This window comes from Aquimonas sp., from assembly GCF_044377145.1.
Classification (GTDB): domain Bacteria; phylum Pseudomonadota; class Gammaproteobacteria; order Xanthomonadales; family Xanthomonadaceae; genus Aquimonas.
In genome coordinates this window covers 22,838-34,567 of the sequence record NZ_JBILJQ010000059.1, presented here as the reverse complement: position 1 = coordinate 34,567, position 11,730 = coordinate 22,838, and the positions used below count along the sequence as shown (strand labels likewise).

Annotated in this window: 9 protein-coding genes; 5 read left to right on the top strand and 4 right to left on the bottom strand. The window is 66.4% G+C overall.

Going from position 1 to position 11,730, the window contains the following annotated elements; translation table 11 throughout:
- Positions 1 to 47: 47 nt before the first annotated feature.
- From ACIQ7H_RS16305 to ACIQ7H_RS16295, 3 genes are all read right to left on the bottom strand, one after another.
- A complete protein-coding gene (locus ACIQ7H_RS16305) occupies positions 48 to 1,313 on the bottom strand; it encodes a hypothetical protein (protein ID WP_395793407.1) in 1,266 nt (421 codons plus the stop codon).
- 6 nt (positions 1,314 to 1,319) lie between these two features.
- A complete protein-coding gene (locus ACIQ7H_RS16300) occupies positions 1,320 to 2,675 on the bottom strand; it encodes a toll/interleukin-1 receptor domain-containing protein (RefSeq protein WP_395793405.1) in 1,356 nt (451 codons plus the stop codon).
- Positions 2,676 to 3,385: 710 nt separating this feature from the next.
- Positions 3,386 to 4,690, bottom strand: coding sequence for a nucleotide sugar dehydrogenase (locus ACIQ7H_RS16295; protein WP_395793403.1), 1,305 nt, complete (start codon positions 4,688 to 4,690; stop codon positions 3,386 to 3,388).
- A 250-nt stretch (positions 4,691 to 4,940) separates the two neighbouring features.
- On the opposite strand from ACIQ7H_RS16295, the gene ACIQ7H_RS16290 reads away from it, so the two are divergent.
- Entirely contained in the window at positions 4,941 to 6,347 is a 1,407-nt protein-coding gene (locus tag ACIQ7H_RS16290) for a TIGR03013 family XrtA/PEP-CTERM system glycosyltransferase (RefSeq protein ID WP_395793401.1), read from the top strand.
- A 28-nt stretch (positions 6,348 to 6,375) separates the two neighbouring features.
- Here the strand turns inward: ACIQ7H_RS16290 and ACIQ7H_RS16285 are convergent, their stop codons facing one another.
- On the bottom strand, positions 6,376 to 7,092 hold the full coding sequence (locus tag ACIQ7H_RS16285) for a DnaJ family molecular chaperone (protein ID WP_395793399.1): 717 nt from the start codon (positions 7,090 to 7,092) through the stop codon (positions 6,376 to 6,378).
- Positions 7,093 to 7,205: 113 nt separating this feature from the next.
- Between ACIQ7H_RS16285 and ACIQ7H_RS16280 the strand changes: the two genes are divergently transcribed.
- From ACIQ7H_RS16280 to ACIQ7H_RS16265, 4 genes are read left to right on the top strand one after another with little or no spacing between them, the layout of a single operon-like run.
- Positions 7,206 to 7,847, top strand: a complete 642-nt coding sequence (locus ACIQ7H_RS16280) for an XrtA/PEP-CTERM system exopolysaccharide export protein (RefSeq protein ID WP_395793397.1) — start codon at positions 7,206 to 7,208, stop codon at positions 7,845 to 7,847.
- Complete coding sequence (locus ACIQ7H_RS16275) at positions 7,844 to 9,406, top strand: XrtA system polysaccharide chain length determinant (RefSeq protein ID WP_395793395.1); 1,563 nt, start codon at positions 7,844 to 7,846, stop codon at positions 9,404 to 9,406. The genes ACIQ7H_RS16280 and ACIQ7H_RS16275 overlap by 4 nt, the downstream gene beginning before the upstream one ends.
- On the top strand, positions 9,403 to 10,131 hold the full coding sequence (locus ACIQ7H_RS16270) for a CpsD/CapB family tyrosine-protein kinase (RefSeq protein WP_395793393.1): 729 nt from the start codon (positions 9,403 to 9,405) through the stop codon (positions 10,129 to 10,131). Before ACIQ7H_RS16275 ends, ACIQ7H_RS16270 begins: the two co-directional genes overlap by 4 nt.
- 35 nt (positions 10,132 to 10,166) lie before the next feature.
- Positions 10,167 to 11,513 (top strand): outer membrane beta-barrel protein, encoded by a 1,347-nt coding sequence (locus ACIQ7H_RS16265; RefSeq protein WP_395793391.1) that lies wholly within the window; start codon positions 10,167 to 10,169, stop codon positions 11,511 to 11,513.
- Positions 11,514 to 11,730 lie beyond the last annotated feature (217 nt).

Sequence of the window (11,730 nt, the reverse complement as noted above, 5' to 3'; positions counted from 1 at the left end):
TCTTGTGCAGGCGAATGTTCATGCAGTCCTCGGAGCGGAAAGCTCGGTCAGCAGGCCAACCAAGACCTCTCGTCCGACCAGCAGCGCTGACCGATTATGCAGGATGCATTCGTCCGGGATGCGACACGTAGCCGGCCATCCACCAGCGCGGCCAGATACTGCTCCGGCTCGTCCACTCCATGCCCGCGCATCTCGCTCACGACGGTGTCCCGTGAGCTGGCTTCGCGGATCCGCCCGTTGTTGTCGATCAGCAAATCCTCGACCGCTCTACGCACGCCGCTGGGCATGCCGACAAAGCTGCGTTGGTAGAAGCGCTCCAGCACCTGTTCGGCTTCGCCCTGCAGTTGCGCTTGGGTGATTTGCGCCACGCCGGCCTCGATGCGCGCAGCGTTGAGTTCGGCGCACAGCAGGCTGAGCAGCGGCGGGACGGCGTCGATCTCGTCCAGCGCTGTGTCTGCGGGTCGGCCGGCGACATGGCGGACGATCGCTTCGGCCACGGGCAGTTCGACCAGCGCGAGCGTGGCGCCTGCGCTCGGCACATCGCCAGCGCTGGCCAACGGCGTGGCCGCTACGATTTTGCGCCCGGGTTCCAACACCGCCTGCAGGGCGTTCGGCCCGCTGAGTTCCAGCAGCTCCATGCGATTGCGCATCAAGGCCGGGAGCTGGCGTTTGTGGCGCTCAAGTTGGTGCAGATAGTCCTCGCGCAGCGTCAACACCACACGTAGCGCGCTGGCGCCGTGGGCGTAGTCATCGAGGTCGATGCCTGCCGGTGGGCGGTTCTCAATCACCTCGCTGAGCTCAGCCAGCAGGGAGTGGGCTTGCGCGCGACGCTCGGGGCTTTGCGCGAGGGTGAACAGCTCTTCGAACTGATCGAAGACCAGCACCGGGCGCAGCAGTTCGATCAGCTCGCGCGATGCCTGCTGGTGCGCGATCACCCACAGGCGCTGGCCTGCTGGCCTCGTCGATTCGCCGATCGCGGCAGCGAGCGCAGCGTGCACCTGGGCGCAGAGTTCCGGGGCGTCGGCGTCGAAGCGCAGGCGGATCAGCACCGCGCGGCGGCCTTCCACCTTGAGCTTGGGTAGCAGGCCCGCGCCGAGCAGCGAACTCTTGCCCAGACCGCTGCGGCCGTACAGCACGGTCAATGGATTGCTGCAGATGCGCTCGTAGAGCTCGCGGATTTCGGCGTCGCGGCCGTAGAAATAGGCGGCATCGGCCTGGCCATAGGCGCGTAGCCCCAGCCACGGGCGCTCCGGCGTGGCGCTGGCACTGGCGTGGGTGACGGGTGATCCGGGCATGGCTGGGGAGTCGGTCATGGCGCACTACCTCCTCGGTCGTTGCCCGTTGCGGAACTCGTCCCAGTACGCCTTCACCCGCGCCACGAATCCGGACAAGGTGGCCGCGCTGTAGCGTTCGCGTTCGATCGTGTGGAAGGCGGCCGGCTCGCGCCGCACCTGGGCACCCGCTGGCATGTCCAGCAGTAGCGGCAGGTAGAACACCGCGCCCTCAGTGAATCGGTCTTCCGCCCAGCGGCGTTCCTTGTGGAAGTAGCGCTCGTCGTCCACTTCGGTGCGCGGGGAGATCAGCGAGATGAAGAAGCTGCAATCCATCACCGCGACGCGCAGGCCGCGTTCGTAGTTTTCGCCTTGTTCGAGCTGGCGCTTGTCCACCCACACCGGCACGCCGGCCCGCTCCAGCGCGGCGCCGAGTTCCGCCACGGTGACGCGATCTTCCTTGGCGTAGGAGATGAACACCGTGTCCTTGGGCAGGCGATCGGACTGGCGGGTGAAGTAGGCCTCGACATCGACGGCCTTGGCTTCCGCATTGCGCTCGCGCCAGCGCCGCGCCAGCTCGCGAGCGAAGGCGACAGGCTCGATGTGAATGATCCGTGTGGCGCGAGTGGCGCGCTCGAAAAAGAAGGTCATCGCTTCGGAGAAGTGCGCTTTGCCATCGGCGAAGTAGTGGCTGCCGCTGTCCTCGTCGGACAATCGCTTGCCGCGTGCGATGCGCATCATGAAACGCACGATCCAGTCCTCCGAGGGCGCGCCGATCAGCAAGAGGCTGGACTTCTGCAGCTTCGCGCGCAGCACCTCGGTGAGCTGCGGGTGCGCGATCAGCGCATAGATGTACTCCATGTAGTCCTCTTCCCACAGCGCCACTTCGTTGCTGCGGATAGAGCCCAGGATCTGGAACAGCAGCGGCGCTTTGCCATCGCGCGGAATATCGCAACGCTGTGCACCGCCGCGAGTCTCGCCGGTCGGGGTGAACTCGAAGCGCTGCACGTCTGGGTCGAAGCGCCGCGCACGTTGCAGGGCCTTCGCGAGCAGCCCATCCGGCGTACTGGAGACATACAACTCGAAGTCCTCGATGCTGGCCAGCGCTGTGAGCGCCGCGCCCGGTTCCGGATGCTGGTCAAGCAGGTCACTCAGCTCATTGCGCAGGTTCTTGCGCGCGCCCTGATTGGCGATGAAATCGCGCGCTAGCTGAGCCGTGCTGGTGTAGCTCGCCGAATCGGGCAAATTCAACCCCGCTGCCACCTGCGGTGCAAAGTGCTCGTACAGCGGCCGATCGACACCCGCCACCGGCACCGTTACCGCCCGCGCGCCAATAATCGGCACCACATTGCGGTTCGCGATCTCCCGCAGCAGCGCACGCCATTCTTTCTCTTCCAAGGACATCGGCTCCCCTCCTGATGTCGTAGCGAACCCCGCCCGGTGAGTCTAGCGTTGCATCGTGGCTGGCGCCGCGTCTCATCAATGGCCTGCCTGTTCGATGTTTCGCACCATAACGCCGGACCTACCTCTGGCAGTGCCGAACTCATGCTGCCAGGTCGGTCCATGTTTCGCTCCTTTTTTGGGGTGGCGGTAGAAGAGCTATTGCCCCGCAGGATTGTCAGAACTTGGCCTCCCCCAGTCAGATTCTCGCTTCGATCTCTTTCAAGTGCGACAGCCTGCCAGACTCAAGGGCTGAGCCGTTTCGTGGCTTCCGGTATGTCTATTACCGCCATATCGCCTTTGCTCGATCGCTCGCATCGACTGGCGCTCCCAACAACTCGTGCTGTGCCGCAGTGGCTTCGGCCGCACGGCAAAAACCTGAGCCGGGTATCGGCGCTGACGAGCGCTTGATCTCGATGACCAAGGCAGGCCGGCCGGCCCGCACCAAAAGCCGATCAATCTCCGTGCCAACGGCGGTGCGAAAATGCAGCGCAATGGTGCTGGGCCCGGCTGCAGCCAGCAGGGTTTCAATGACAAGGCCTTCCCAGCAGATGCAATGGTCTCAACTCAACTCTCACTGCGCCGCGCTGGGGGGTCAAGTTGTCGAGCAATTTCAGAGGTTCCCTAAACGGTGACGGTCTCAATCCGCACTCCCGAATCCCGAACCCCCACCCTCAAAGCCGCTCATCCACCTGCTCCCGCGGCAGCACGCTCTTGACGTCGAACAGCACGGCGCCGGGTTTGCCCCAGGCGCGCAGGCCGGCGCTGCCGAGCTGGATGAATTCGGCGTGGCCGACCGCCAGCACGATGGCGTCGAACAGGCCGCCGGTGGGGGTGTCGATCAGGTTGAGACCGTATTCGGCGCGGGCTTCGGCGCCGTCCACCCAGGGGTCGTGTACGTCCACCCGCAGGCCGTAGTCGACCAGCTCGTTGACCACGTCGATCACGCGGGTGTTGCGCAGGTCCGGGCAGTTCTCCTTGAACGCCAGACCCAGCACCAGTACACGTGCGTCGACCAGGGGCAGGCGGCGGCGATTCATCAGCCGGATCAGCCGGCGCGCGACATAGGCGCCCATGCCGTCGTTGATGCGACGCCCGGCCAGGATCACATCCGGGTGGTGGCCGATTTCCTGCGCCTTGTGGGTCAGGTAGTACGGGTCGACGCCGATGCAGTGGCCGCCGACCAGGCCGGGCCGGAACGGCAGGAAATTCCACTTGGTGCCGGCGGCTTCGAGCACCTCCAGGGTGTCGATGCCGAGCCGGTGGAAGATCTGTGCGAGTTCGTTGATCAGGGCGATGTTGAGGTCGCGCTGGGTGTTTTCGATGACCTTGGCGGCCTCGGCGACCCGGATGCTGCTGGCGCGATGGGTGCCGGCGCGGATGATCCGGCGGTACAGCGCATCCACGAATTCGGCCGTCTGCGGGGTCGAGCCCGAGGTCACTTTGACGATGTCTGGCAGGCGATGGCTGCGATCGCCCGGATTGATGCGCTCGGGGCTGTAGCCGGCGAAGAAGTCGATGTTGAAGCGCAGGCCCGAGATCTGCTCGATCAGCGGCACACAGACTTCCTCGGTGGCGCCGGGGAACACGGTCGACTCGAACACCACCACATCGCCGCGCTTCACACTGCGGCCGACGGTCGCGCTGGCGGCCATCAGCGGGCCCAGATCGGGCCGCTTGCTGGCATCGATCGGGGTCGGCACGGTGACGATGAAGACCCGCGCCGACCGCAAGGCGGCCGGGTCGTCGGAAAAGCGCAGGCGCTCGATTGCCGCCAGTTCGGAGGCTTCGACTTCCAGGGTGTGGTCATGCCCGGCGCGCAGTTGGGCGATACGGACCGGATCGATGTCAAAGCCGAGGGTGTCGAACACGCGTCCGAACTCCACCGCCAGCGGTAAGCCGACGTAGCCCAACCCGATCACGGCCAGTTTCAGCGCCGGATCGTCGTGCTGCGGGGGGGTGATGCTCTTGCCAATCAATGTGCTCTCCGTCACAGTCTGCGCCCTTTGATTTCGTTGCCGGTCGTCTGGCAGCCTGTTGGGCTTTGGTGGTCGCGGCGTCAGTCGCCTGCGAGAGGACAGTTTTTCGACGATTTGCAGGCTGATAGTGGCTGTGTTGGCTAAAAATCGGCGGATTATGGACCGCGCAGGCGACTTTGTAGCCCGTCCAACCAAAGCCCGACAGGTTGCCAGAGCCCGGCAACCGCGGACAACGAACCGGGTTTATTCCATGCGCTCCATTACCGATGCCCTGCATCCTGCCCGCCGTTGGGTTCTCATCCTGGCGGTGGTCGAGTTCCTGGTGCTGGCCGTGGTCTTCCATCTGGCTGCCTGGCTGCGCTTCCTCGGCGACTCCGCGCTGCTGTCGGCGGCGTTCGGCGACATCCTGCCGCGTGCCTTGATTTTCGCCACCGTGCATGTGCTGGCGATGACCGCGCTCGGCATGTACATCTCGCAGAGTCGCGAAGGCATCAACGGCCATACTGTGCGGGCCGTGGTCGCCTTCGTCGCCGGTGGGCTGTTCCTGATCGCGCTGCTGTATGCGACGCCGCTCAGCCCGATCGGGCGCGGCGTGATGTTGATCGCGATGGCGCTCGGCTTTGTCAGCATCGTGCTGACTCGCTTCATCGTGCTGAAAAAGGTCAGCGTGGACGCGCTGCGCCGACGCGTGCTGGTGCTGGGCACCGGTGAGAAGGCTGCACTGATCAACACCCGCCTACGCCGATTGTCCGACCGCCGAACCTTTCAGATCATGGGTTTTGTGAGCACGCCCGGCGATGCCGACGGGGTGCCGCACGACCAGCACCTCGACGGCAGCCATGGGCTGATTCCGCTGATCGATGAGCACAACGTCGACGAAATCGTGATCGCGGTGGATGAGCGCCGCGGCATCCTGCCGATGGATCAGTTGATCCAGGCGCGCCTGCGCGGGATTGCGGTCACCGAGCTTGGCGCCTTCTTCGAGCACGAAAGCGGCAAGATCAAAATGAATGTGCTGAACCCCTCGTGGCTGGTGTTCAGCGCCGGTTTCGACGCGGGCGCGGTGCGCTCCGCCACCAAGCGTGCCTTTGACATCGCGGTGGCCAGCCTGCTTCTGGTGCTGGCCGCCCCGCTGATGCTGGGCACTGCCCTGCTGATCTGGCTGGAGAGCGGCCTGCGCGGCAGCATCATCTATCGCCAGGAGCGTGTCGGTCAGGGCGGTCGCGTGTTCAAGGTGCTGAAGTTCCGCAGCATGCGCGAGGATGCCGAAAAAGACGGCGTGGCGATCTGGGCACAGACCAATGACGACCGCATCACCCGGGTCGGCCGGGTGATCCGCAAGCTGCGCATTGATGAGCTGCCGCAGGTGCTGAACGTGCTGCGTGGCGAGATGAGCTTCGTCGGCCCGCGGCCGGAGCGGCCGAGTTTCGTTGAACAGCTGACCGCGGAGATCCCCTACTACGCGCTGCGCCACACGGTGAAACCGGGCATCACCGGCTGGGCCCAGCTGCGCTACGCCTACGGGGCCTCGGTCAAAGACGCCGACGAAAAACTGAAGTACGACCTGTACTACGTCAAGAACCACAGCCTGATGTTCGACCTGCTGGTGCTGCTGCAAACCTTCGAAGTGGTTCTTTTCGGCAAGGGCGCGCGCTGACCACGCTGCCCGTGTTCGCGGTGCGGGCTCAGCGGCTGTCCTGATCGACCGGCAGCGGCTTGAGCGGCGAGCTGTACCAGCCGGTGACCCGGCCGCGCTTGAAGCGCACGTGCGAGGGGCCGTACTCCCAGAGTTCGGGATCGCTGATCAAGGGCGCGCCCATCATCCGTTCCACCTGGGCTTCGCTGCTGCCGATGCGGATCCGCCGGTTCTGGCCGGGCACGGAGGCGCTGCCGGTCGGCGTCGTGGCAGCGGCACTGGCGGTCGGGCTCGGGCCGGCGAATGCCGGCACTTCGTTCGGATCCGGGCCGAGCAGGCCGGAAAACCACAGCGCGGCGCCCAGCGCCCCCACCGGGATCAGCCAGAAACCGGAACCGCGCGCTGATGGCTGCGAATACGGCGGAAGCTGGGACGCAGCGTCGGTTGCCTGCTCCGCCACCTCGTCGTCGGACTCGGTGTCCGGGTACGCTGGTGTCGTCGCCAGCGCGAACGCGGGCGGTGGAGCTGCCGGCACCGCGCCGCCCGGCAGCCGCCCGTGCTCGCGCTCGAAGTTGCGCAGGCGTCGATAGGCGGCGGTCAGCTCGTGCATGAGCCGGGTGCGCGTGGCCAGGTCCAGTCCGTCCTGAGCGCGGTCGGGGTGCAGGTCGCTCACCGCCCGGCGCCAGGTACGCTCCAGCGTTTCGAGGCTGCAGCCGGGCTGCAGTCCCAATCGAGCGAAGTCGGAGAGGTAATCGTCTGTGCGCATTTCGACAAATCAAATGTGATCCGTTTCTCATTATGCTTGGGACTGCACTATCATCACAGCCCACCGGCGCGGTCGCCCACAATCGCCCGTCGAACCCCCCAGGACATCTCCACGTGAAAGCACTCCTTCGCGATTTCGGCGCCGCCCTTGCGGGTCTGCTGATTGGCAGTCTGCTGCTGAGCCTGCCCCATCCAGGCCAAGCCGAGGACGCCGCGACCCCTGTTGAAGCGGCGCCGAGCGCGTTCAGCGAGCTGTATCGGATCGGTGTTGATGACCAGCTGCAGGTGGCGGTCTGGCGCAATCCCGAGCTCAGCGTCAGCGTGCCGGTACGGCCGGACGGACGGATCTCGGTGCCCCTGATCGGCGACGTGCTGGCCGGTGGCCGCACCCCGGAAGAGGTCGCCGGCGACATCGAAAAGCAGCTGGCGACCTATGTGCGCGATCCCAAGGTTGCGGTGATCCTGACCGATCTGCGCAGCCACGAATTCATCTCGCGGGTGCGCGTCACTGGCGCCGTACGGCTGCCGGTGTCGATTCCCTATCGGCAGGGCATGACGGTGCTCGACGCGGTGCTGCAGGCCGGCGGGGTCAACGATTTCGCCGCCGCCAACCGCACCCGGCTGTACCGCAAGGCGGCGGGTGAAACCCGCACCATCGATGTGCGCCTGGGCGCGATTCTCGGCCGCGGCGATCTTGAAACCAATGTCGACGTGCAGCCCGGCGACGTGATCACGGTGCCGGAGCGCGCCCTGTGAAAAATGCGGCCCTTCCGGGCCCGGCGAATGCGTCGGGCGCAGATCTGTTTGCGTTGCTGCCCTTGCTGCTGTCGGAAGTGCGCCGGCATGGCGTGCTGCTGCTGGTCGGGTTCTGCCTGATCGCGCTGACCTTCCTGGGCGTCGGTATCGTCATGCCGCGCAAGTACCAGTCGGTCAGCACCATTCTGGCCGGCGAGGCCAACATCATCGCGCCGTTGATGGAAGGCGCGGCAGTGCCGACCGGGGTCACCGACCGCGCGCGCATCGCCCGCGAGGTGATCTTCACCCGCAACATCATGGGCCAGATTCTGGATGCCGGCGGCTGGAGCGCGACCGTCACCGAGCCGCTGGCGCGCGAGCGCATGATCGAGGAGATCAAGCAGCGCACCCGCATCGACAGCCCGGGCGCCAACCTGATCCGCATCAGCTACACCGACGACGTGCCCGAACGCGCGTTCCAGGTCGCCACCCGCTACGCCGACCTGTTCATGAGCCAGAGCCTGGAAGCCAAGGAACGTGAAAGTCGCGAAGCCTTCGAGTTCATCGCGGCGCGGGTGGAGGAATACCACCAGAAGCTGACCGACGCCGAGCAGCGCCTGAAGGAGTTCCGCAGCGCCAACCTCGATGCGCGGCCGGGCAGCGATGTCGACGTGCGCACCCGGATCGCCGAAGTGCGCTCGCAGATCGAGACTGCGCGCACCAATCTGTCCGAGCTGCAGATGCGCGAGACCGCCTTGACCGGCCAGATCAGCGGCGAAGTGGAAATCGCCGATGTGCGCAGCCGTTCCTCGCAGTTCCGCGCGCGGCTCGGCGAGCTGCAGGCACAGCTCGACACCCTGCGTCTGGACTACACCGACTCCTACCCCGATGTGGTGCGCGTGCGCCATCAGATGGAAGACCTGCAGGCCGCGCTGCAGCGCGAGGAAAGCGCGGAAGCCAGCGGTGCGCGCAGCGACGATAGCGCTGCGGCGGTCAACCCGCTCTACCAGCAGCTGCGCTCTGATCTCGCCCGCGTGCGCGGCGACATGGCCGCGCTGCGCGCCCGCATCACCGAAAACGAGGCTCTGCTCAACGAAGAGCTCGATCGCGGCCGGCGCGTGGCCGATTCCGAGGCCTCGCTGGCCGAGTTGACCCGCGACTACGAGGTCAATCGCGACATCTACCAGGACCTGCTGCGTCGACGCGAAAACGCGCGCGTGTCGATGAGCCTGGACGCCGAGCGGCGCGGCCTGACCTTTCGAATCCAGGAATCCGCGGCCCTGCCGCTGCAGCCGACCGGTCTGCGGCTGATGCACTTCGCTGCCGCCGGCATTGGCCTTGGTGCAGCGGTGCCGCTGGCCCTGCTGTTCGCGCTGCTGCAATTCGATCCGCGCGCGCGCAACGCGCAGGCACTGGCGGCCAGCCTGCCGGTGCCGGTGCTGGTCAGCATCCCGGAGTTCCGCACGACCCGCGATCGCCGGCGCACCCTGATCCGGCTGCTGTTCGCGATGCTCGCAGTCGGCGGGGTGGCAGCTCTCTACGTTTGGGCGGCGATCAGTCGCGGAGCGATCGTGCTATGAGCAATCGACATCAAGTGGAACCCCAGTCGGTCAACCAGGCGCTGATCCAGCGCGGCGGCGGCCAGACCGCCTACACCGGCAGCCAGCTCGAAGCGCGCCGCATCGTCGGCCACGACATGGCCGACTCGCGTCCGGCCGACGCCTTCCGCGATCTGCGCACCCAGCTGCTGGCGCGAGTCGGCGGCAATGGCCTGACCCTGCTGGTGGTGCCGGTGGCGCACGGCAGCGGCGGCAGTTTCGTGTCGACCAATCTGGCCTCGGCGATCGCGTTCGATGAGCGTCGCACGGTGATCCTGGTCGACTGCTGCCTGCGCGCACCGATGCTGCATAAGCGGGTGGGCGTGTCCGGCGATGCCTTCGGCCTGGTCGATTTTCTGGAAGGCCGGGTCGATCGGGTCGAACAGGTGGTGCATGCCACCGGCGTGCCGCGCGTACTGCTGGTGCCGGCCGGCCCACGGCGCGAGGCCAGCGGCGATCTGCTCGGTTCGGCACGGATGCGCCTGCTGCTCGATTCACTGCGCGGCGCCAGCGGTAATGTGACCGTGATTCTCGATGCACCTGCGGTTGCGGCCTCGCCCGACGCACGCATTCTGTCCGGGCTGGCCGAGCTGTCGGTGCTGGTGGCGGGCTACGGCCGCGACACCCCGAACGCGGTCAAGGAATCGACCAACGTGCTCGACCGCGTTCGCTTGGCCGGGGTGGTGTTCAACCGGGTTCCCGCCTGAATCCGTTCCGCCCCACCCGACCCACAGGAATGCGTATGCACCCGAGCACGACTGCGAAGCCGCGCGCACCCGGCCTGGCTGCGGCACTGGCACTGCTGCTGCCCGCTGCGGTGCCGGCTCAGAACATCAGCCCGGAGACGCCGCTGCGGCTGGACTACCGGCTGGGCTTCGGCATCGAGCACAACGACAACATCCTGCGGACGCTGGATGCCGCCCAGTCTGAAACCCTGCTGCTGCCCCGGCTGGCGTTCGCACTCGCAAGCGACAGCGAGCGGCTGTCGCTGCAGGCGGCCGGCGATCTCGAATTCCGCAGCTACCAGAACAACAGCTTCGACAACGAGCTCAACACCCGGCTTGGCCTGCGCGGCAGCTTCAACATCCTGCCGCAGCGCCTGAGCTGGGTGTTCGAGGACTACCTTGGCCTGCAGCCGGTGGATGCGTCGGCGGTGGATCGCCCCGACAACCGCCAGCGCACCAATGTACTGGTCACCGGCCCGACCTTGAGCCTGCGGCCCAGCGCCAACAGTCGCCTGCTGGGCGAGTTGCGCTACGTCGACTCCTGGGCCGAAGAGACCGCGGACTTCAACAGCGAGCGCATCAGCCTCGCTGTGCGTGGCCTGCGCCAGACCTCGCCGCGGATGAGCCTGTCGGCCAACCTCGAATACGGCGATGTCGAGTTCGACCGCGCAGACAGCCGTGGCCAGCCCTACCGTCGCACCGATGCCTACGGCCGGATTGATCGCCGCGGCGCGCGCAGCGAGTGGTCGCTCGATCTCGGCGGCAGCCGCATCGCGCCGGACGCAGGCGACAGCCTCAGCGGCCTGCTGGCGCGCGCGCGCCTGGCTTTCGAGCCGACCGAATCGAGCCGGATCGAGGCGCGGCTGTCGCGGCAATTCGCCGATGCGGTGCAGGACCTGGTGTTCGCAGCCCCGCGGCTGGAAGACTTCGATCAGCCGATCAGCCTGCCCAGCCAGCGAACCAGTTTCTTGAGCGCTGATCTCTACCGCGGCATCGACGCAAGCGTCGGCTACGTGCGTGACAGTGCGGTGGGTTTTCTGCGCGCCGATGCCTACAGCCGTGAGCTCGACTACCTCGAAAACGACACGCTTGATCAGGAAGTCCGTGGCGCGGTGCTGGGTGCCTCGCGCCAGCTACGCAGCAACCTCGCCCTGAGCGGATTTGTCGGCGTCGACTGGCGCAACTACCGGTTCGATGGCCGCGAGGACCGCGAGTCCTCTGCCGGGCTCGCCCTGCGCTGGCAGTGGCTGCGCAATCTGGGTCTCGACGTCGGCTACAGCCACAACCGTCGCGACAGCGACGTGGCGACCCAGGTCTTCCGCGAGAACCGGGTATCACTGACTCTGACCTATACCCGGCGCTAGCAGCCTGTCGGACTCTGGTTGGCCGGGCTGCAAATCCGCCTGCGCGGTCCACTATCCGCCGATCCTTGGCCAAGAGCCCACTGGCGCCTGCGAATCGTCGAAAAACTGTCCTCTCGCAGTCGACTATCGCCTCGACCCCCAAAGCCCGACAGGCTGCTAGTTCGCTGCGTGCGCCGCCGTCAGCCACCCGTGGAGTGTTGCGCGCGTATTGGCAGGT

Coding starts and splice junctions, on each gene's coding strand:
- ACIQ7H_RS16285 (WP_395793399.1), bottom strand. CDS start 7,092: ATGCGCACAGACGATTACCTCTCCGACTTCGCTCGATTGGGACTGCAG.
- ACIQ7H_RS16300 (WP_395793405.1), bottom strand. CDS start 2,675: ATGTCCTTGGAAGAGAAAGAATGGCGTGCGCTGCTGCGGGAGATCGCG.
- ACIQ7H_RS16305 (WP_395793407.1), bottom strand. CDS start 1,313: ATGACCGACTCCCCAGCCATGCCCGGATCACCCGTCACCCACGCCAGT.
- ACIQ7H_RS16270 (WP_395793393.1), top strand. CDS start 9,403: ATGAGCAATCGACATCAAGTGGAACCCCAGTCGGTCAACCAGGCGCTG.
- ACIQ7H_RS16265 (WP_395793391.1), top strand. CDS start 10,167: ATGCACCCGAGCACGACTGCGAAGCCGCGCGCACCCGGCCTGGCTGCG.
- ACIQ7H_RS16290 (WP_395793401.1), top strand. CDS start 4,941: ATGCGCTCCATTACCGATGCCCTGCATCCTGCCCGCCGTTGGGTTCTC.